At 63.8% G+C, this 21,018-nt stretch carries 20 protein-coding genes and 1 pseudogene; 13 read left to right on the top strand and 8 right to left on the bottom strand.

All coding sequences use genetic code 11. The annotated features are described in order from the left end of the window. Window positions 1-46: 46 nt before the first annotated feature. The gene (locus tag IPG63_17070; protein ID MBK6728899.1) at window positions 47-1,678 is read right to left on the bottom strand and encodes an alkaline phosphatase D family protein; all 1,632 of its coding nucleotides are present in this window, start codon (window positions 1,676-1,678) and stop codon (window positions 47-49) included. Between the two features lie 154 nt (window positions 1,679-1,832). On the opposite strand from IPG63_17070, the gene IPG63_17065 reads away from it, so the two are divergent. From IPG63_17065 to IPG63_17035, 7 genes are all read left to right on the top strand, one after another. Next, window positions 1,833-5,504 (top strand): methylmalonyl-CoA mutase family protein, encoded by a 3,672-nt coding sequence (locus IPG63_17065; GenBank protein ID MBK6728898.1) that lies wholly within the window; start codon window positions 1,833-1,835, stop codon window positions 5,502-5,504. A 14-nt stretch (window positions 5,505-5,518) separates the two neighbouring features. Beyond that, the gene (locus IPG63_17060) at window positions 5,519-6,022 is read left to right on the top strand and encodes a hypothetical protein (protein MBK6728897.1); all 504 of its coding nucleotides are present in this window, start codon (window positions 5,519-5,521) and stop codon (window positions 6,020-6,022) included. Beyond that, on the top strand, window positions 5,985-6,191 hold the full coding sequence (locus tag IPG63_17055) for a hypothetical protein (GenBank protein ID MBK6728896.1): 207 nt from the start codon (window positions 5,985-5,987) through the stop codon (window positions 6,189-6,191). The genes IPG63_17060 and IPG63_17055 overlap by 38 nt, the downstream gene beginning before the upstream one ends. 64 nt (window positions 6,192-6,255) lie before the next feature. Beyond that, entirely contained in the window at window positions 6,256-6,522 is a 267-nt protein-coding gene (locus IPG63_17050; protein MBK6728895.1) for a DUF4160 domain-containing protein, read from the top strand. Beyond that, entirely contained in the window at window positions 6,515-6,784 is a 270-nt protein-coding gene (locus IPG63_17045) for a DUF2442 domain-containing protein (GenBank protein MBK6728894.1), read from the top strand. Before IPG63_17050 ends, IPG63_17045 begins: the two co-directional genes overlap by 8 nt. Before the next feature lie 272 nt (window positions 6,785-7,056). Beyond that, on the top strand, window positions 7,057-7,236 hold the full coding sequence (locus tag IPG63_17040) for a hypothetical protein (GenBank protein ID MBK6728893.1): 180 nt from the start codon (window positions 7,057-7,059) through the stop codon (window positions 7,234-7,236). Further along, window positions 7,236-9,980 carry a hypothetical protein gene (locus tag IPG63_17035; protein MBK6728892.1) on the top strand — a complete coding sequence of 915 codons (2,745 nt, stop codon included), beginning with the start codon at window positions 7,236-7,238 and terminating at the stop codon, window positions 9,978-9,980. The genes IPG63_17040 and IPG63_17035 overlap by 1 nt, the downstream gene beginning before the upstream one ends. Before the next feature lie 196 nt (window positions 9,981-10,176). Here the strand turns inward: IPG63_17035 and IPG63_17030 are convergent, their stop codons facing one another. Then, window positions 10,177-10,374, bottom strand: a complete 198-nt coding sequence (locus IPG63_17030) for a hypothetical protein (protein MBK6728891.1) — start codon at window positions 10,372-10,374, stop codon at window positions 10,177-10,179. 12 nt (window positions 10,375-10,386) lie between these two features. On the opposite strand from IPG63_17030, the gene IPG63_17025 reads away from it, so the two are divergent. The 4 genes from IPG63_17025 (at window position 10,387) to IPG63_17010 (ending at window position 14,227) form a co-directional block, all read left to right on the top strand. Continuing rightward, window positions 10,387-10,608, top strand: coding sequence for a hypothetical protein (locus tag IPG63_17025; protein ID MBK6728890.1), 222 nt, complete (start codon window positions 10,387-10,389; stop codon window positions 10,606-10,608). 24 nt (window positions 10,609-10,632) lie between these two features. After that, window positions 10,633-10,896, top strand: a complete 264-nt coding sequence (locus IPG63_17020) for a hypothetical protein (GenBank protein MBK6728889.1) — start codon at window positions 10,633-10,635, stop codon at window positions 10,894-10,896. A gap of 158 nt (window positions 10,897-11,054) precedes the next feature. Further along, complete coding sequence (locus IPG63_17015) at window positions 11,055-11,246, top strand: hypothetical protein (protein MBK6728888.1); 192 nt, start codon at window positions 11,055-11,057, stop codon at window positions 11,244-11,246. Window positions 11,247-11,953: 707 nt separating this feature from the next. After that, the gene (locus IPG63_17010; GenBank protein MBK6728887.1) at window positions 11,954-14,227 is read left to right on the top strand and encodes a hypothetical protein; all 2,274 of its coding nucleotides are present in this window, start codon (window positions 11,954-11,956) and stop codon (window positions 14,225-14,227) included. 34 nt (window positions 14,228-14,261) lie between these two features. Here the strand turns inward: IPG63_17010 and IPG63_17005 are convergent, their stop codons facing one another. From IPG63_17005 to IPG63_16995, 3 genes are all read right to left on the bottom strand, one after another. Continuing rightward, complete coding sequence (locus tag IPG63_17005) at window positions 14,262-15,068, bottom strand: type I restriction enzyme HsdR N-terminal domain-containing protein (protein MBK6728886.1); 807 nt, start codon at window positions 15,066-15,068, stop codon at window positions 14,262-14,264. Between the two features lie 124 nt (window positions 15,069-15,192). Continuing rightward, window positions 15,193-16,182, bottom strand: coding sequence for a hypothetical protein (locus tag IPG63_17000; GenBank protein ID MBK6728885.1), 990 nt, complete (start codon window positions 16,180-16,182; stop codon window positions 15,193-15,195). A gap of 232 nt (window positions 16,183-16,414) precedes the next feature. Next, window positions 16,415-16,759: a helix-turn-helix transcriptional regulator gene (locus IPG63_16995; GenBank protein MBK6728884.1), complete on the bottom strand. Its 345-nt coding sequence runs from the start codon at window positions 16,757-16,759 to the stop codon at window positions 16,415-16,417. Window positions 16,760-16,983: 224 nt separating this feature from the next. Between IPG63_16995 and IPG63_16990 the strand changes: the two genes are divergently transcribed. Then, window positions 16,984-17,907: a M14 family metallocarboxypeptidase gene (locus tag IPG63_16990; GenBank protein ID MBK6728883.1), complete on the top strand. Its 924-nt coding sequence runs from the start codon at window positions 16,984-16,986 to the stop codon at window positions 17,905-17,907. 19 nt (window positions 17,908-17,926) lie between these two features. Further along, window positions 17,927-18,480, top strand: a pseudogene (locus tag IPG63_16985) (DUF3228 family protein). Window positions 18,481-18,488: 8 nt separating this feature from the next. Here the strand turns inward: IPG63_16985 and IPG63_16980 are convergent. The 3 genes from IPG63_16980 to IPG63_16970 form a co-directional block, all read right to left on the bottom strand. Beyond that, window positions 18,489-18,953 (bottom strand): hypothetical protein, encoded by a 465-nt coding sequence (locus IPG63_16980; protein ID MBK6728882.1) that lies wholly within the window; start codon window positions 18,951-18,953, stop codon window positions 18,489-18,491. Between the two features lie 103 nt (window positions 18,954-19,056). Further along, window positions 19,057-20,310 carry a hypothetical protein gene (locus IPG63_16975; GenBank protein MBK6728881.1) on the bottom strand — a complete coding sequence of 418 codons (1,254 nt, stop codon included), beginning with the start codon at window positions 20,308-20,310 and terminating at the stop codon, window positions 19,057-19,059. Window positions 20,311-20,408: 98 nt separating this feature from the next. Further along, on the bottom strand, window positions 20,409-21,011 hold the full coding sequence (locus IPG63_16970; protein MBK6728880.1) for a DUF1579 domain-containing protein: 603 nt from the start codon (window positions 21,009-21,011) through the stop codon (window positions 20,409-20,411). Window positions 21,012-21,018 lie beyond the last annotated feature (7 nt).

Below are 21,018 nucleotides of genomic sequence, written 5' to 3'. Positions count from 1 at the left end.
GGGTTTGTCTGTGCACCTGTGGGAGCGGGCTCCGGCCCGCGATGCTCTAGACCTTGTCCACCCCGGCCTTGCCGTCTTCGACGCGGAAGCTGGCCAGCGTGCTGATGCCGCTGTCGGCGCGCTTTTCGTTGTCGAGCACGCGCAGGCGGGCGTCGCAGCCGCGACGGTTGATGTCGAAGGCGATGTAGCCGCGCTTGGTGGTGTTGCCGAACTGCACGTGCGGGTTCTGCGGCAGGCGCGGATTGAACATGTCCTCGCTCCAGCCTTGCGAGGCGATCGAGGTGCCGCAGAACTCCGCGGCCACCTTCGCCGATTCCGGATTGCCGGCTTCGCGATGCACGTTGGCGACCACGGTGGCGTGGATGTCGCCACCGAGGATCATCGGGTTGCGCACGCGGTGCGTTCGCAGAGACGCGAGCAGGCGCTCGCGCGTGGCCGGGTAGCCGTCCCAGCCGTCGGTCCAGGCACTCATCTCGTCCTCGCGGAGGCTGCCGAAGCGCGAGAAGATGGTCTGCTGCGCAATCACGTTCCACTGTGCACGGGCGGTTGCAAACGTCTGGTCCAGCCACCGCTCCTGCGTGGCGCCGAGCATGCTGCGCGACGGGTCCTTCAGTTCCGGGCACTGGCTCGGCAGCACGTCGGTCGAGCCACCGCCCTTGTAAGCGTCCGGACACGCTTGTGGGGCGCGGTACTGGCGGTTGTCGACCAGATAGAAGCGGGCGAGATCGCCGTAGTCGAGGTGGTCGTAGATGCGCATCTCGTTCGTCTGCGGACGCATCGTCAGCGGCACCGGCATGTGCTCGAAAAACGCTTGATACGCGGCGGCGCGGCGTAGCAGGAACGACGGGTCGAGATTCTCGCTCTGCGCGCCGGCGTAGTCGTTCTCGACTTCGTGGTCGTCCCAGGTGAAGGCCCAGGGCACCGATGCGTGGATGCGCTGCAGGTCGCGGTCGGTCTTGTACTGGGCGTGGCGCACGCGATAGCGCGCCAGCGTATCCGCTTCCGGGCCGACATGGCGGCGCACCAGATCATCGCCCCAGTTGCTCTCGTAGATGTAGTCGCCGACGAAGAACATCAGGTCGAGGTTTTCGTCAAGCAGATGCCGGTGCGCCGAGAAGTAGGCCTGCTCGTAGTGCTGGCAGGAGGCCACGGCGAAGCGCAGGCGGTCGAGCTTGGCGCCCTTGGCTTCGGCGGTGCGCGTGCGTCCGACCGGGCTGACCTCGTCACCGCAAGTGAATCGATACCAGTACCAGCGGCCCGGTTCGAGACCGCGCACGTCGACATGCGCGCTGTGCGCCAGTTCCGGTACCGCGCGCACGCCGCCCTTGCGCACGACGTTGGCGAACTTGTCGTCGCTCGCCACTTCCCATCCGAGATGGATCATGTCCGGGACCATGCCTCCATCCGGCTGCAGCGGTTCCGGTGCCAGGCGCGTCCACAGCGATACGCCGTCGGCGCGTGGATAGCCGGAGGCGACCCCGAGCGTGAACGGGTACCCGGTGAAGCGCGGTGTTTCGAAACCGTAGGCACGCGCCGGTTTCGGCAGCAGCGACGCAGCGATGCCGGCGGCGCTGAACGCGAATGCGGCGCGGATCACATCGCGGCGCGTCGGACGCGGCAGACGCTCGCGCAGTCGACGGATCAGGCGTTGGGCGCGGTCGAATGAGTCGTCTTGCATGCGCGGCTCCTTGGGGCAGGATGGGGCTCGAATCGTCGGAGCTTAGCGTTTCCGGAACATTTCCGTACCGCTGCGCACGGACTCCGGCAGCGGGCCAATCGCGCCGATGGCGTCGCTACAATGCGCGCCTCACCTCGATGCACCGGAGTTCCCGATGAGCACACCCGCGAGCCAGATGCCCGCCGCCGAACGCTTGAGCGAGGCGACGCCGCTGCGCTTTGTCACCGCCGCCAGCCTGTTCGACGGCCACGATGCCGCGATCAACATCATGCGCCGGCTGATCCAGGCGCAGGGCGTGGAAGTGGTGCACCTCGGTCACAACCGCTCGGTCGAGGACGTGGTGCGCGCTGCGCTTCAGGAAGACGCCGACGGCATCGCGCTGAGTTCGTACCAAGGCGGCCATGTCGAGTATTTCAAGTACATGGTCGACATGCTCAAGGAACGCGGCGCAGCGCATATCCGCGTGTTCGGCGGCGGTGGCGGCACCATCACGCCGGAGGAAATCCGCGAGCTGCAGGACTACGGCGTCGAGCGCATCTACCACCCCAACGACGGCATGGCCATGGGCCTGGTCGCGATGATCGAAGATCTGGTCCGCCGCACCGGACAGCGGCATGGAAAACGGGGTCAGAGTCCATTTCCGGTCGGCAACAAACATGCTGGCGCCGCGATCGCCCGGGAAAAGGACTCTGACCCCGTTTTTTCGGTTTCGATGGACGATGAGATTGCGGTCGGGCGGATGCTGTCGGCGATCGAGAACGGCGAGTTCAGCGATTCCGAGTTGACCACGCTGCGCAAGCAATGGCAGCTGGCCGGCGGCAAGACGCCGGTGATCGGGCTGACCGGCACCGGCGGCGCCGGCAAGTCCTCGGTGACCGATGAACTGCTGAACCGCTTCCTCGCCAGCTTCCCGGAGATGCGCATCGCGGTGATCTCGGTTGATCCGACCCGCCGTCGCAGCGGCGGCGCCCTGCTCGGCGATCGCATTCGCATGAACTCCCTGCGCAGCCCGCGCGTGTTCATGCGTTCGATGGCGACCCGGCGCCAGCACGTCGCGACGAATGCGGTGCTCAAGGACTGCATCGCGTTCCTGCGCGGCCAGGGCTACGACCTGGTCATGGTGGAGACCGCCGGCATCGGCCAGTCGGATTCGGAGATCGTCGACCTGGTCGACTTCCCGGTCTATGTCATGACCAGCGACTTCGGCGCGCCGAGCCAGCTCGAGAAGATCGACATGCTCGATTTCGCCGAACTCGTGGTGTTGAACAAGTTCGACAGACGCGGCGCCGAAGATGCGCTGCGCGACGTGCGCAAACAGTGGAAGCGCAACCGCGTCGCGTTCAAGCTCGCCGACGAGGAGGTGCCGGTCTATCAGACGATCGCGAGCCAGTTCAACGACCCCGGTATCGGCTGGATGTTCGCGAACCTGTGTCGCTTGCTGCGAACCAAGTTGCAGTTGCCGGAAGCGAAGTGGACGCCCGACATCGACACCTCGCTGCGCGAACCACGCGCCACCGTGCTGATCCCTGGCAACCGCACGCGCTACCTGGCCGAGATTGCCGAGCAGGGCCGCGGCATCAACCGTTCCGTTGAATCACAGTCCGAGATCGCGAGCAAGGCGCAGAGCTATTACGAAGCCCTGCGTGACCTCGAGGACCCGGCGTTGCCGAAGCCCCTGGAGTTGTATGCGCCACAGGCTCTGCATCCCTCTCCCACCGGGAGAGGGACCGAGGGTGAGGGAGCGGGCTTGCGGGAAGCTTCGTGGCAGGCTGTCCCTCACCCCCAGCCCCTCTCCCGGGGGGAGAGGGGAGAAAGCGAGATGATCGACCGCTCCCTGCTGACCCTGCGCCAGCGCTACAACGAGGCGATCAAGGCGCTGTCCAACGACGCGCTGAACCTGTTGCGCGAATGGCCGCAGCGGCGCGCGTCGATCACCAGCGAGTTCAACGAATACACGGTGCGCGACAAGGTCATCCGCGTCGAGAACTACCGCGAGTCGATGAGCCACCAAAAGATCCCGAAGATCGCGGCGCCGACCATGCGCGACTGGGGCGACCAGCTGCGTTTTCTGCAGAAGGAGAATCTGCCGGGTGCGTATCCGTACACCGGCGGCGTCTATCCGTACCGGCGCAGCGGCGAGGACCCGACGCGCATGTTTGCCGGCGAGGGCACGCCCGAGCGCACCAACCGCCGCTTCCATTACCTGAGCAATGGTCAGGCTTCGGCGCGGCTGTCGACGGCGTTCGACTCGGTCACGCTGTACGGCGAAGACCCGGCGCCGCGCCCGGACATCTACGGCAAGATCGGCAACTCCGGCGTCAATGTGCCGACGCTCGACGACATGAAGAAGCTCTATTCCGGCTTCGACCTGTGCGCGCCGACCACATCCGTGTCGATGACCATCAACGGACCGGCGCCGATCATCCTGGCGATGTTCATGAACTGCGCGATCGACCAGCAGGTCGAGAAGTACCTGCGTGCCGACCAGGCGCGCTGGGACCGTGCGCACAACACCATCGAGAAGCTGTTCGAGGGCAAGCACCGCCCGAGTTACCACGGCATGTTGCCGGACGGGAATGATGGCCTCGGCCTTGGCCTGCTCGGCGTCACCGGCGACCAGGTCGTCGAGCCCGAGGTGTACGCGCGCATCAAGGCGGAGACACTGCAGTCCGTGCGCGGCACGGTGCAGGCCGACATTCTCAAGGAGGACCAGGCGCAGAACACCTGCATCTTCTCGACCGAGTTCGCGCTGCGCATGATGGGCGACATCCAGCAGTATTTCGTCGACCAGCGCGTGCGCAACTTCTATTCGGTGTCGATCTCCGGCTACCACATCGCCGAAGCCGGCGCGAACCCGATCTCGCAGCTGGCGTTCACGCTCTCGAACGGTTTCACCATCGTCGAGTACTACCTCGCGCGCGGCATGAAAATCGACGACTTCGCGCCGAACCTGAGCTTCTTCTTCAGCAACGGCATGGACCCGGAATACACGGTGATCGGCCGTGTCGCGCGCCGCATCTGGGCACGCGCGATGCGCGAGCGCTACGGTGCGAACGAGCGCAGCCAGATGCTCAAGTACCACATCCAGACCAGCGGCCGTTCGCTGCACGCGCAGGAGATCCAGTTCAACGACATCCGCACCACGCTGCAAGCGCTGTACGCGTTGTTCGACAACTGCAATTCGCTGCACACGAACGCCTACGACGAAGCGATCACCACGCCGACCGAGGAGTCGGTGCGGCGTGCGGTGGCCATCCAGCTGATCATCAACCGCGAGCTGGGATTGAATTTCTGCGAGAACCCGTGGCAGGGCAGTTTCGTCGTCGAGGCGTTGACCGACATCGTCGAGGAGGCCGTGTACAAGGAGTTCGAAGCCATCAGCGAACGCGGCGGCGTGCTCGGCGCGATGGATACGATGTACCAGCGCGGCAAGATTCAAGAAGAGTCGATGTACTACGAGCAGAAGAAGCACGACGGCTCGCTGCCGCTGATCGGCGTCAACACCTACCTGCCGCGCGAACACGGCGGCGAAGTCGCGACCGAGATCGAATTGATCCGCTCGACCGAAGCCGAGAAGCAGCAGCAGATCGACAACGTCGCGACGTATCAGTCCTTGCGGAACACTGCTTGTCTTCCCTCTCCCCCCGGGAGAGGGACCGAGGGTGAGGGCCGGGTCAGCGCGCATGGCCTCGCATTCCTCCAATCCACCGCCCGCCGCCGCGAAAACTTGTTCACCGCCCTGATCGAAGCCGTGAAGACGCACAGCCTCGGCCAGATCAGCCACGCCCTCTACGACGTCGGCGGCGAGTACCGGCGGAACATGTAGACCGGACCTCAGCCATGGACATCGAAAGCATCTTTGAGACACTGAACGACGCCGGCGTTCGCTATGTGTGCGTCGGCGGTGTCGCAGTAGTGCTTCGAGGTGTGGATCGGATCACGGCAGACCTTGACCTGATTCTCGACTTGCAGCGAGCCAACGCACTCGCGGCCGTCGATGCGCTGTTGGGCGCTGGATTTCGCGCGAAGATCCCGGCGGATCCACGCGGATTCGCAGACCCGGCCATTCGCCAATCGTGGATCAGTGACAAGGGCATGCGGGTCATGAGTTTCTACGATCTTTCCAGTGCGCGCCCGGATGTCGATTTGTTCGTAGAGAATCCGATCGAATATGCCGAATTGGATGCGGCTGCGACCACGGTCGCGCTGCGCCGTACCCACTGCCGGGTCGCCTGTGTCGAGCATCTGGTACAAATGAAGCAAGCCGCCGGCCGCCCGAAAGACCTGAGCGATATTCAGCAACTGCATGAACGCCAACGATCCCAAATCCAATCCGATCCTTGATCGCATCGACGAACCAAGCGAGCGCTGGGGCACCTGGGAAGACGCCGAGCACTGGCGCAAGGAGAGCTTCATGCGCCGCACTCCCGCGCAGCGTCTGCAGTGGCTCGAAGAGATGATGGACTTCGCCCGCATCGGCAAGCAGCAGGGCCGTGATCGGTCTTCGGAGTGATCCGGGCGGGTGGATTGCGGGCGGGCAGGTAGACTCGATCCCTGGCCCAGTGGAACATGTAGCCATGCCGATCATCGCCAGTTTCTTCGGGATCTATGTGCGCATGTACTTCGCGGATCATCCACCGCCGCACATGCGCGTGGAGTATCAGGGCCGGGAGGCGCTGGTATCCATTGTTGACGGATCGATCTTCGAGGGCGCACTGCCGAAACGCGCCCATGTTCTCGTCAAGCAATGGTGTCTCGACCATGCCGCAGAACTGGCGCAGAATTGGGACAACGCTCAGGCGTTGCTGCCCCTCTTTCGAATCTCGGGAGCGGACAATGATTAAGCTGGTCAGCGTTGAGCCGAAGCAGGGTTACTGCCTGCTGCTGCACTTCTCGGATGGTTCTGGAGGTGTGTACGACTTCGCGCACTTCGTTGAGGCGAACACAACCATGACGGCGCCGCTGCGCGATCCGGCGTATTTCAGCCGACACTTCATCGAACTCGGCGCATTGTCCTGGCCCAATGGCTTCGACCTGAGCGCAGCTTCCTTGCACCGAAGTCTGGCCGAACGCGGCGAACTGAATCTCGCGACCGCGGCCGCATAATGCCGATGGACGCGACGGCGGGCATGTCATGCGGCCGGGATCAGGTCGCGCGCGACCATCTGCGCATTGAGAATTGACCAGGAGTGGATGCCGGGAAAGTCCCTGCCGGCGGGTTCGACGGTAGTCGCTGGAGCCTCGGTTGGAACGGTTCGGGGAGATGCGGTGAGAGCGTCCGAACAAATGCGGACCCACAAAGGCAGCGCGCGTCACAGTCCAGGATCGATGGCGGCGTTAGCGTTCGCCGCCGTGGATGGCATGAGCGGGGCTGGGTGATGCGAAGCGGATGGAAGCTGATCGGGTGTTTGCTCGCGGCGGTGTTCGCGGGCGAGGTCTGCGCGCAGGTGGTGAGCTACGACATCGTCTATGTGCGCCAGCCGCGTTTCGGCGACAACGTCAACACCACCTGGCCGGAGGTGTTTCACCCGGCCGAGATCGATCCCGGGCTGATCTGATGCTGCTGCACCCGAACGGCAGCGAAGAGGTGCTGGTCGCCGGCGGCAACGGCAGCGTCACCGACCCGTTCCTGTCGTTCGATGCGCAGTGGGTCTACTACAGCTATTTCCCGGACATGCGACCGGCAGCAATCAACCCGCAGCGTGGCTTGCCGCATGCCGGCGCCGATATCTTCCGCATCCATTTGCAGACGCGTGCGATCGAGCAGCTCACGCACGGCGAGTTCACGCCGAACACCGGCGCCGGGAACTGGGACGAGAGCAATCCGCTGAATCCGCCGGGCCAGTTCAATCGGCTCGGCTATGGCATCCTCAATCTTGGCCCCTGCCCGCTGCCGGGCGGCAAGATCGCATTCACCAGCAATCGCAATGGCTTCGAGCCGCCGAAGGCCTATACCAATCCGACGCTGCAGTTGTACGTGATGGACGAGGACGGCCAGAACGTCACCCCGATCGCGCCGATGAACATTTCCAGCGCCCTGCATCCAACCATCCTGCGCGATGGCCGGATCATGTTCAGCACGCATGAGAGCCAGGGTCTGCGCGACCGCCGCCTGTGGGGCATCTGGTCGATCTGGCCGGACGGCCGCAATTGGGGGCCGATCGCGAGCGCGTTCAACAATGATCGTGCCTTCCACTTCATGACCCAGCTCGGCAATTCCGATCTGGTCATCCTCGACTACTACAACTTGAACGCCAACGGCTTCGGCGCGTTGTATCGGCTGCCGCTGAATCCGCCGCCTGGCATGCCCGGGTTCCATAGCGCATTTCCGGCCGAGAACCCGGCGATCGCGCAAACCGTTGGCGCCGGTTACCGCTACGACTTCCGCATGGGATTCACGCCGCGCGGGCTGTACTCGATCACGCCGTTCACCACCGCGCAGGACGAAGCCGCACCGATCGGAGCCGATGGCGTCACCCGTGTCGGCAAGTTCACGCATCCCTCGGCGGCGCCGAACAACGATCTGCTGGTGGTGTGGACGCCCGGTCCCGCGAATGATCTGAATCGGCCGACGCCGCTGCCGTATTACGACGCCGGCCTCTATCTCGCGCCCGGCGGCAACGTTCTCAACAGCCCCGCCGATCTGGTGTTGATCAAGAACAATCCGGCGTACAACGAAGCCTGGCCGCGCGCGGTGGTGCCGTATCAAGCGGTGCATGGCGTGGCCGAGCCGGCGACGCTGCCGTGGCTGCCGAATGACGGCAGCGTGCACGCGGCGCTGCCCGCGGGCGGCGCGCATGGCCTCGTGGGTACGTCGAGCTTCTACAAGCGCGAGAGTTTTCCGGGACTGGTGCTGTCGTGGTCGAACACCTTCGATGGCCTGGATGCCTTCAATACCGGCGAGAACGGCCAGTCCGGCAACTGGGGTAGCCAGGGCGCCGATGCCGGCAAGTACAACAACAGCGACATCTGGGCAGTGCGCGTGGTCGGCATGGAGCCGCACAGCCATCGCAGCTACGGGCCGAACATCGGCCGTCAGTTCACCAGCCATGCCGAAGAGCGCCTGCGCATCCTCGGCGAGATTCCGCTGCGCAAGTTCAATGGCCAGGGCCAGCCGGTGCTCGATCTCGAAGGCAACCCGGACACCAGTTTTCTCGCCAAGCTCGCGGCCGATACGCCGTTCACGTTCCAGACGCTCGACCGCAACGGCATGCTGCTGAACATGGCCCAGACCTGGCACCAGGTGCGGCCGGGCGAGTTGCGCGCCGACTGCGGTGGTTGTCATGCGCATAGCCAGCAGCCGCTCGCGTTCGAGAGCACGGCCGCGAGCCTGCCGAGCTACGCGCTGTTCGACCTGAGTCGACAGACCCCGCTGCTGACGCGCAGCGCGCCCGGTGGCGATCCCGGCCTGCGCGTGGAGAACAACGGTGCGGTGAGCGTCGAGTTCCTGCGTGATATCCGCCCGATCCTGCAGGCGCGTTGTGTCGGTTGCCACCAGGGCACGAATCCGCCGGGCAATTTGAATCTGGCCGATACCACGGTCGTCAATGGCCTGCCTGGTGACTATCGCCGCCTGGCCGCCGACGAGAACGCGCAGTACGGGCATCCGCCGGTGATCGCGAATGGCCGCTGGCGCCAGACCAATGCCAGCCGCTACATCCGCAGCTTCCAGAGCCGCAGGAGCCTGCTGATCTGGAAGCTGTTCGGGCAGCGTCTCGACGGCTGGAGCAATGCCGATCATCCGACCGAGAGCGTGCCCGGCAATGCCGCGACGCTACCGGCGGGCGCCAACGCCAACGAGGCCGATCTCGACTTCAGCGGCACGATCATGCCTCCGCCACCGATGCAGCCGCTGACGGAAGAAGAGAAACTGATGTTCGTGCGCTGGATTGACCTCGGTGCCGCGATCGACACCGGCAACCCTGCCTATGGCTTCCTGCTCGATGACTTGAAGCCGACGCTGACGGTGAGTTCGCCGCGACCCGGGCTCAACGCGACGGCCATCGAGGCACTGCGCTTCGCCGCTGCCGACAATCATTCGGGGCTCGCCCTCGGCACGCTGTCGGTACGTGCCGACTTCGCGGTCAATGGCCGCGCCGCCGACAGCGAACTCGCAGACCTCGCGAGTGCGCTCGGCGATGGCCGCTACGTCATCGCGTTGTCGACGCCGATCAGCACCGCCAGCGACCGCCACCTGCGTGTCGAGATCCGCGATGTGCAGGGCAATGTCACCCGCGTCAACCAGGCCTTCAGCGTCGACGCCATCGCCGATCGCCTGCTGCTCGACGGCTTCGAGTTCTGAGCCTCCGGGCCGCAGCTGCCCGCTGCTCACCGGCGGTCGCGAATGACCCGGAGTTCTTTCGCGACCAGCAGGTCCTTGTCGCGACCGAGCGCTTGTTTCGCCTGAATCAAGTCATCGAGCCAGATCGGGCCATGAAGCGAGATCGCGCGTCCGCACGCTCGAACCGTGCAGGACCGCGGCGAACTCGATGCCGGACTCAGCGAGCCGACGCAGCAGCCGTTGCAGATCGATCACGCAAGTCCTGTCCGACACGTTCGAGTTCGAGGGCGAGGTTCAGCGCGTCCTGATGCTGCAGCACGCGCTGCTCGTGGCTCAGTCGCAGGTCGTCCGCGAGCAAGCCGAGGTCGATGCCGGCGCGGCGGGCGATCTCGGCGGCGGTGGAAGGTTTCTGCATGCCGCGAGGATAGTGCACCCACGGCGCGGAGACGAGTTCGCCGCAGTCGCATCCCGGTGCCGCGCCGATGCCAGCACCGGCGAACCCGGCTTCATCGTGTTCGCGGGCGGGGTGCTGAACGACGAGCACAACAACACCGTGCAGTCGCACGAGATGGGCCACTTCGCCGCTGCGCTGTGCGACGAATACTCGACCTTCGGCGGCTTCCACTGGCTCACCGGCTCGACCACCTAGGACCTCGAATGCGCCAACGCCGCCGTGCGCGTCGACCCCGCGCAGATTCCCTGGCGCGATCATCTGCCCGAACCGGATGCCCCCGTGCCCACCGTGCACCGCGACGGCGTGCTCGGCGTCTACGAAGGCGCCAGCTACTACAGCAACGGCGCCTACCGCCCCTCGCGCGACTCGACCATGCGCTTCAACCGCCCCTTCTTCAATCTCCCCTCCCGCCTCGCCATCAACGCCGCCATCCAAGCCCACACCACCGCCGCCGACACCCTCTTCGCCTCCAGCTTCGAATAGCGCTCTCGTCGTCGCGCTCAGCTCTGGTGGGTGCGCTCTGCTCTTGTGGGTGCGAACTTGTTCGCACGCTCTCCCAGCCCCCAGCTTCAATCCACACAGTTGCCGCCCAAGCGGCCGCGCTGCATCATCAACCGCAGCCAACCCCACCGAGCCCCGACTTGAAACCGCAGCGTCTGTTCGCGCCCATGGTCGCCCTGATGCTCGCCGCGTGCACAGACGCGTCGGCGCCGTCTGCATCGACGGCAGAGCGCAAGCCGCAGCGCGCCGGCGAACCCGTACCCGTCGCCGACACCGCAGCCAGCGTTACCATGCCGGCGTATTGCTCCCCTCTTGGCGAGGAGGAACACTGAATGATGTTCGTGGTTGACTACGACAACATTGCCAATTCGGAGAGGCAACTAGGCGTTGAGCACGTAGTCCGGAAAATGCTTCGGTTGTGTGAGGCGGAAATCCCCGCAGACGTTTCGAGAGTCGAGGTGCGCCTGTATGGCGGTTGGTACGAGAGGGGCTCCCTGACTCGAATCGCTCAGAAGATCAGCGCCGATCTCGCTCAGTACTCCCCGATAAGTCACCAATGCCAAGTGGGTCGGCGCATTCTCGCAACCGTGGCGCTCGCCAGCTCTCTTCTTGCAGACCCAGCCACGCTCGTGGATAACACGTTTCGTTCTCGATCAGCGCCTAAGAACATACTGTGCAAGTCGCAACCTTGGGTGAAGTGTTCGAATCCATCTAGATGCCCGAGTTCGGATGTTCACGCATTCATGACGAGCGGTTGCTCAGAGGCGAACTGCAGTGTTTCGCACGCAGATGTACTGGAACGAGGTGAACAGAAGGTGGTGGACACCATGATGGTGGCTGATCTTATTGAGTATTCCACGAGAGCGAGCGCACACATCGCAATCGTCTCTCGAGACGATGATATATGGCCGGGGATAAACATGGCCGCGCAGAGGGCGCGCGCAGTCATTCACCTTGTGCCGACGGGCGGTGCAAGTCTTCCCGCGTATTACCAGTCTGTTCGTCGATCCGCATACAAACAAATAGATTGGAGATGACCGTGAAAGTAAAGGACTTCAAACGAGTTGTTGGATGCTTCTCCGAGTCGCCAGCCAATTTTGAGAACAGCAACGGGCAGTTCATATTGCAGATGATGGATGAAGTCATCGATGCGCACTTCGAGATGCGTGAAGGTGCTCTGTACGTAACCGAAGGCTCCGATACTCTTCTTGCGCAAAACTGGATTATTCGGCGTCTCGCTCGCGTCCAGACGCTCGCGGATCGGATACTGATGTCGATTCCAGAGGTTCAGAGTTTTGTTACTCCGGGCGCTAGCTACCTACCGAGCCTCGAATCAGCGCAAGGATCGACGTCAATCGAAGAGGCGGATGCTCTAGCCGCTTGCACTCGTCTTCTTTCCAGTCAGAGTCCAGGTACTACCCAAGTCGTCTACCTAACATCCGATGCGGGAGAGGGCAAGACCACACTAATCGGACGCATGGCTAGACAGATAGCCGAAAAATACAAGCGGAGAGAAGTCGATTGGTTGCTAGTGCCAATTCCTCTGGGCGGAAGGGCATTTCTCAGATTTGATGAAGTCGTGCTCGGCGCATTGATGACCACCTACCGATTCCAGTACTGGTTCTTCGATGGTTTCATCGAGCTCGTCCGGATGGGCGTTGTGGTTCCGGCGTTTGATGGATTTGAGGAAATGATAGTTGAGAACTCGTCTGGCGAAGCTGTTTCGGCGCTAGGCAACTTGGTTGACCAACTTCAGTCTGAAGGCAAGGTTCTATTTGCGGCAAGGAAGGCATTTTTTGAGTACCAAAGCTTCAGAACTCAGGCAAGGCTTTTCGATGCAATCGGGTCCGAAGAGTCGGTCTCTTTCTCCCGTGTGGCACTGAAGCGGTGGTCAAAGATCCAATTTCTCAAGTACGCGAGTAAGCGCGGACGCAAGGATGCTGAGTCGATTTATGAGGCTGTGCGATCCAGACTTTCTGAGGATCATCCGGTCTTGACTCGAGCAGTTCTCGTTAGAAGGCTATTTGATGTAGCTCAAGACCTGAAACAGGCGCACCAACTGGTTGACCTTATGGGCGTGACGACTCAGCAGTACTTTCATGCCTTTGTGATCGCTATCGTCGAGCGAGAAGCCGCGGAGAAGTGGCGTGACAAGGACGGACATGCCAACCTTTTAACCGTCGACGAACACACCCGGCTGCTCGCAGCTGTAGCTAGGGAGATGTGGGCTTCGACGACGGATGTTCTTCGGGCTGATGTCCTGCAAATCGTTGCAGACATGTTTTGCGAGGAGAATCAGAAGGGTCCAGTCATTGCACGCCAAGTTACAGAGCGGTTGCCAAACCATGCTCTATTGGTCAGCACGCTCGGCGGTCGTGGGGGCATTGGATTCGATCACGAGGACTTCAGGCAGTTCTTTGTCGGAATCAGCCTTGGCAATGCGCTGGTGAAGGGCGATTCGGAAGAGATCCGCTCGTTTCTGCGGGTGGGGACTGTTGCAGAAGTCACGATCGATGAGGCAATCCATGAATGCTTGCGCCAAGAACGCGATGCGAGATCTCTGGTTGCGCTACTCACCGCGGTCGCAAGGGGAGAGCTCTCTACCTCGTTCGTGCCGGAAAACGTGGGCAACTTGGTGATTCGATTGGTGACCGACGGTGAAAGCGCCAATTGGACAGGGTTTGAACTTGACGGGCTCTCATTCGGAGCGCAGGCCATGCGCGGTAGGCGACTGCGCGAGTTGACTTTCCGAAACTGCAGTTTTGGCCCCACTGGATTGGCGCATTCTGAACTCATTTCGATTGAGTTTTCGAACTGTTCTTTCGAGCGCATCGAGTTGGCGGGGATCGTTGTTGCAGATGCAACGTTCGTTGACTGCCATGTTGCTTGCGCTGTTGGTGACGATGAAGACGCCCCCTACTTTGATCCCAGCATGATCTCATCCCAACTGATTCGAGCTGGATTCCGCTTAAGCTCGCAGCCAGGCGGGGAGGCAGCGCCAATCATTGATCGCGACGAGGAGCTGACGCTAGTCGAGAAGGTGATGCGGGCATTCATGCGTTCCACGCAGCACAATGAGGATACGTTGCGAGTCAGACTAGGAGCTTCGGCCAGCAGCTTCTTCGATGGAGTACTTCCCAGGCTTCTGGATTGTGGGGTTTTCGCTGAAGTTCCCTATCGCGGCTCTGGCACGCAAAGACGATTTCGGTTGGCCCGGCACATGAGCGAAGTGGAGGAAGCTCTCGCGAAGTGCGAAGGGCGATTCTCGAGATTCGTCCGCTTCTGGAACGAAGGGAAGAAGAGTCAGCTTTGACTTGACCTGGAAAGGATCGCAAAGCGGGAAGCGCTCATGAGTCGCTACTCGCTGCATCTTGTGGGGATTGTGCTGCAGGCGCAGACCTCGGTTGTGCTGCGCGAAGGGCCTTGGATGCCGCACGGGCGATTCGTCGTCTTGCGTCGTCTGCCTTTTCGCCTTCGAGAACGTCCCGCTTCAACACCTCTGACGTCAGCACTTCCCGAATCTGGTCCGTGTCGATGCGCGCGTCAGGAGTCAGTCGGCGCAGTTCGCGCCGTATGACGTCCAGGATCGGGTCGGTCATGATCGTCGCGGCAATCACGAACCGGCTCAGCGCGTCCTTCCGGTCCTTGAAGTCGCCCAGAGCAGACTTCACCCAGCCTTCCTTGCACCAGAGATAGAGCTTCTCGATCGTCGCGTCTGAGCGCGGATTGAGCTGGAGAAAGTCGATATCCACGATGAGTTCGAAATCTATCGGCTTGCCGAAGATCAGGTGGTAGACGCGCCATGACACACCGTTGGTCAGTAGCACCCACTCCACGCCCTGATTGGCTGCGTAGTCGACCGCTTGCTTGACGTGCTGGTCTTTGAGATCGATTCCGATCGCCTTCACTTCGATGAGCGTCGCGATGCGTCCATCCAACTTGGTCGCCAGATCGCAATAGCTGCCGCGAATCGCGAATTCCGAGGTGACCTCGGTGTACTTGTCGTAGCCGAAGACGTCGGCGAGCATGTCCTTGATGATCGTTACCGTGTCCGCTTCGTTGACGTCGCGCGCTCGCGCGGCTGCCAGGATTGCCTGATAACGCTTCAGGCCAGCAACCACTCGCTCTGCAACTCGCTTTGGTACGGCAGCCATTTCGTTCTCCCAGGGGATCGACAAGCGCTCGAGTGTCGACAATTACCAGAACTATTCGGTTCGGCCAACGTCAGGTCGGCGAACGGTGCGTTGCTGACTTGCACACAGCGCGAAGCGCGAAGTGTCAGTTGGCAGCCACGCCCGCATCCGTGGTCGCAGTCGCGGCCACGGTGCATGGTCGGGGCCAGTCGGCGCGGTTTTTGGAGAGTTCGGAGATGAGGGCGTTGACCAGGGGTTTGCCGCCGGGGAAGGGGAGGTAGAGGCCGACGACGCGCGGGGAGGTGATGGTCTCCTGGGCGTAGAGCAGGGACTTGATCGAGCCGACGGCGACGATGGCGTTCTGGGCGGTGGTGCGGTTCAGTTCGCTCTGGATCGGCAGCGCTGCGGCGATGGCCTTGCCGTTGATGCCGAGCGTCTGCACCACGAGTGATCCGCGCAGCCGTTCGGCTTCGGCTTCGTAGCCGATCACGCCGATGCCCGAGATGTTCGCGTTCGCGCCGATCACCGTCACGTTGGCCGACACGCGCAGGCCGACGCCGACGTACACCGGAATGTTGAAGACCGCGCGCGGGTCGACGTCCGGGTCGGGCGCCGTGGTGTCGATGCGCTGCACGCGGTAGCTGACGCGCTTGGGGTCATGCTCGGGACCGAGCTCGGAGAACAGGTCGACTTCGTGCTTCGTGCCGTTCGCCTGATGCGCGAGCCGCGTGATCGCAACCGGGACATTGATGGTGTCGGCGTTGATGTAGTCCACCGTCACCCGATACGACTCGCCCTTCGCGCCCGCCTTCGACGTGCCGTAGGTGATTCCACCGCTGCGATCGAACTGCTCGACCAGCATGCGCACCGCATTGTCGGGCAAGGCCTCGAGCAGCGGCTTCCAGACGCGCTTTCCCGCGGCTTGCCCGTCGGAGCCTTCCTTGCAGCTGTCGCCATCGACCGACTTGACCGGGAACGGATCGACCGGCACATAGGTGTAGCCCGACTCCGATTCACCGAGACTGGTTGAAACGCCGATCGAGCCGGTTTCGGTGAAGGAGTGCATCGACGCGCATCCGCCCAGGGCCAGCGCCAGGGACACAGCGACCAGCAAGCGCGTTCGTGCAGGGATCATGCCGTGCTCCTGACCATGGGATGGGGCCTGCGGCGAAGCGCTGGCTGCTTCGTCGCGTGCGCGTCTGGATTGGAGCCAGCTCGGTGCGTGCCGGGCAACCTGTCAGTAGTGGCAGCTTGACAGGCACCGCGGCGGCGCGGACGGTTGCTCGAATGAATGACGCACGCATCGCGCCGAGACAGGTGAACGGGCAGGGTGCGTTTTCAGCGGTCCGGGTCGATGACCGCGGGCATCAGCGCGCAGTGCGCGATGGCGCCGGCTGCGCTTGCGGCATCCGCCGGGCGTTGCCGCGCCGCAGTGCGTTGTCCTGCAGTTCGCGGCCGAGACGGTCCTGGGTGGCGATCAGGTCGATGTCGTCGGTGAGGCCGAGCGCGGTCAATACGCGCAGCATCGTCGCCAGGCTGGTCGAAGGCTCGCCGCTCTCCAGCTTGGCGATGGTCGGGACGCTGACCCCGACGCGCTCCGCCATCACTTCCTGGGTCATCGAGCGGCGCAGCCGGGCTGCACGCAGGCGTTGCCCCAGCGCCTCGATCTGGCGCCGCACGCGCGGATGGGTGGGTGGGGTGCGCTTGGCCATACCAAATTAAAGCATGATTCCTGGCCTTAAATGCAATTTAATTTCTGATTGAGCGGTCAGAGCCTGTCTCCCGGGGTGATGCCGCGGGCTCACCTCGGCCGCGCCTTCGGCGCTCAAGCAAGGCCGATGACGGGTGGGCGCAGATCATCCGGACGGTCGGTGCGCGGAGCCGGGGACAGGCGATAGAGTTCGGGACTGTCCTTCCTGATCAGAGCGAGTCCGCCATGTCGACACCTGTTGCCTATCCCATCGGTATTCCCGGTACACCCTGGGGCGCGGCGGAGCGGGCGGCGTGGTTGGCGGGGCGGCGGCGGTTGCGGAGTTTTGCCGAGGAGGTGTTGGCGAAGATCGAGGCGCTGCGCGGGCGGTTTGGGGTGGAGCAGTACGGGGAGGTCGCGTACGGCGGCGAGCGGTTTCCATTGTTGGCGATCCGCAGTCGAGGTTGGGATGAGGCGCGGCCGTTCGCGCTGGTTACCGGCGGCGTGCATGGCTACGAGACCAGCGGCGTGCAGGGCGCGCTGCGCTTCCTCGAAGCTCACGCCGAGCGCTATGCCGGGCGCTGCAACCTGCTGGTCGCACCGTGCATCAGCCCCTGGGCGTACGAGCGCATCCATCGCTGGAATGCCGATGCCGTCGATCCGAACCGCTCGTTCCGCGATGGCGGCCTGTGCCAGGAGGCGGCGGCGCTGATGCGCTTCATTGCGCCGTGGCGCGAGCGGATCGTGGTGCACGTCGATCTGCACGAGACCACCGACAGCGACGAGAGCGAGTTCCGCCCCGCGCTCGCCGCGCGCGACGGCAGCGCGTTCGATCCCGGCACCATTCCCGATGGCTTCTATCTGGGCGACGACGCCGCCAACACACAGCCCGCGTTCCAGCGCGCGATCATCGAGGCGGTGGCGAAGGTGACGCACATCGCGCCCGCCGACGCCCGTGGCGAGATCATCGGCTCCAAGGTACTGGCGGAGGGCGTCATTGCCTATCCGTTCAAGTCGCTCGGGCTGTGCGCCGGCATGACCGATGCGCGCTACACCACCACCACCGAGGTCTATCCGGACAGCGCGCGTGCCACGCCCGAACAGTGCATCGCCGCGCAGGTGGCGGCGGTGTGCGCGGCGCTCGACTTCGTGCTGGGCGCGGCGCATTGAAGCCGGGGATCATGCTTCCATGGCGATCGTGCTGACCGAGTTCGCGCGGCCGCGGCTGTTCCCGCGCGAGCCGCGACGCAACACCCTCCAGGACATCAGCGCCGAACAGTTCGAGCGCTACCTCAACGAGCACGCGCCGCTGCAGGTGCTCGCTGGCTACGCGCCGTTCTGCAAGTTGCACGTGCATCGCAACTGGACCTCGACGCGCTGCCTGACGGTGCCGATCACCGACGCGAACCGGCACCTGCTGCGCTCCGACTACGAAGCGCGCAACAGTACCGAGCTGCCGGTGCTGGTGCGCTGGTTCGAGGGCGTCGGGCGCCGGTTGCGGACTATCTGGTGGTGATCCTCTACAGCCGCGAGCAGATGGCGAAGGAGGGCACGCCGATCGATGCCGACTGGGGCGTGGTCGGTTGCATGTACACCGCCGAACCCGAGGAGACCCCGATGGCGCCGATCACCATGCTGCGCAATGCGCTCGGGGTCGAAGAAGGTGGCTCCGGCGTGGCCATTGACCGCGAAGCCTTTGCGCGCAGCGTGGCGTTCTGGCGCACGCACGCGAACTGGCGGTAGCGCCTGCTTCAGTCCTCGAAGCCGTCCGCGAACAGCAGCGGCGAGTCGATGACGTTGATGGTGCCGGTCATCGCGGAGTGGAACTGGCAGTTGTAGAACAGCGTCGACGGCGCGGACGCGGCGACGGTCCAGGTGATGCTGCCGACCTGGGCGCCGTTGCCGACCACGCCGTCGCTGACCAGATTGCCGGTGCCGCTGCCCTGCACGGTCTTGAGCAGAAAGGGATGGCCGGAGGCGTTGACGTTGAAGGTGTAGCTGCAGCCGCGCACGACGGTAAGAGTAGGGTCGCCGATGCCATTGATCAGGTAGTCGGAGAAACCGCTGTTGGTGACCGCGAAGGTCGGTCCATCGCCGGCCGAGCAGAGGTCGCCGGCCTGGCTGGCGAATGCCGTCAGCGCCAGCGCCAGACCGATTGGAAAACGCAGTGCGGCGCGCGCGCGGGGGGATGCGAGGTCGTAGTCACGACGGTGCATGGGAGTCTCCGGAGTCAGGCATGGGCTGCGCAGGGCAGCCGCTCCTTGTAGTCCGCAACTTGTAGAACAACTGTGAACTGCTCCGGGCTACGAGTGGGCGCGATTACTCGAATCCGTCGGCGAAGATCGCAGCGGGCAGGGCGCCGCCGACTTCGACCGCACCGATGTCGCAGGGACCGGCATTGCGCTGGTAGTCGCGCTGGTCATCTGCCTCGCAGCCGCTGCCGGCGCTGTTGATCGCGGCGCTGCCGGGCTGTGGCAACAGCGTCTTGGTGGCGCCGCCATTGTTTGCGAGGGGGCCAAGCGCGAGCGCCAGATCGCTGATGTTGATCAGATTGCCGGCCGGAAACGCGCAGGTGTTGCCGGGGCTTTCCAGATTGCTGCTGGCCGTGATTGCAGCACCCGAGCAGGTGCCGGCGACGATGCTGTTGCCAAGCGTCACCAGCGGCGCACCGAGGAAGGCCAGCTCGCTGCTGCTCGGGTTGGCGATATGCCGAAACGTCACGTTGTTGATGCTGCCGCTGGTGCCGGAACCGCGCACCGACAAGCCGCTTCCGGCAGTGGTCGCGACGTTGCCCCAGAAGGTGCTGTTGGCCAATGTCATCTGGTTTACCGAGATCACCGCGCCACCGCCGTCTTGCGCCGCGGTGTTCTCGGCGATCAGCGCGTTCGTGATCGTCGTCGGCGTGTTGGCCGTGTAGATGCCGCCGCCGCGGACGCCCGACTCGTTGCGTTCGATGCGCGAATGTCGCACCTCCAGCGTGCCGCCATCGATGAACAGGCCACCGCCCTCGCCACCGGCGACGTTGTAGCTCAGTTCCACCTGATCGAGCAGCAGCGCGGTATCGCGCGCGTAGATGCCGCCGCCCTGGCCGCCGCTGGCGGCGGTACCGCCGCTGACGATCGAGTCGTGGATGCGCAGCGACGTGGGCGGTGTCGGCAGCAACGGGAATGCCGCGATCACGCCGCCCTGTCCGCTGATCGTGCCGCCCAGCAGGTCGAGCTTGCGCAGCGTCAGATCGGCGTTGCGCACCGTCAGCACGCGCGTGGTCGCGACATTCAGGCGCAGCCGCGATGGCGCCGCGAGCGCACCGATGATGGCGAACTGGGCGTTGTCGATGATCAGCATGCTGTCGAGATTGCATTGCGCGACCGCGACCAGCACGCGGTGCCCACTGCCACTCGCGGCCTGCTGTACCGCTTCGCGCAAGGTGCACGGCTGCCCGCTCGCGCAGTTGAAGCCGAATGGAATATCGCCGGACTGGTTGACCACGAAGTCGGTCGCGGCCGCGTTACCCAGCAGCGCCCAGCCCGACAGCATCAGCCACTGCCAGCCACATCGCATCGCAACGCGCATGGTGCCTCTCCATCCAACCGGTGCCGCCAGAGTAGCCGAGCCGCGTGTGCTGGAAACTGCAGCGGCCCACACTTGCAAGAGCCAGCCTCGGCAGAGACTCAGGGCTTCTGGCGGCGGTAGCGGATCTCCATCATCTGGAACTCCTTGCCGTCGGGGCCGGGGGCGAACATGGCGAAAGTCTCGGTGTCGGCGTCGCTCCAGTTCGAGGTCATGCGCGCGTTGACCTTGGCCTTGCTGATCGGGTCATCCCAGCTCCCGGTGAAGCGGCAGGCGCCGGCGTCATCGCAATCGCCCTCGGCCACCATCAGGCCCGTGGACATGCTGTCGTTCCAGGTCGACCAGTGCTTGCCGGTGACGTTGTTGAAGCCGCTGAGGCCGAAGCCGCTGAATGGCTGGCCGCCCATCGATGAGGACATCTCCTCGACCATCACCCGACCGTCGAGAATCACCCGGCGCGTGACCGTGCCCTGGTCCACCGTCGGCTCGGCGCCGGGCTGCTGCCAGCTCTTCACCGTGATCATGTAGCTGCCAGCGGCTTTGGCCATCCGCGCATGCTGCGCGCCCGGTGTTCCGGCCTTGACGAAGGCCTCCATCATCGCCTGTTCCTCGGGCGACATCTTCGGCGCCTCCTCGCCAGCCACGACCGACAGCGAGAACGCGAGTGCGAGCGGAATCAATGCGAGAACGGGTGAGCGAATCATGGAAATC

This window comes from Lysobacterales bacterium, from assembly GCA_016703225.1.
Classification (GTDB): domain Bacteria; phylum Pseudomonadota; class Gammaproteobacteria; order Xanthomonadales; family Ahniellaceae; genus JADKHK01.
Note: the sequence above shows the minus strand (reverse complement) of the source record. Positions and strands in the feature narration are given on the sequence as shown.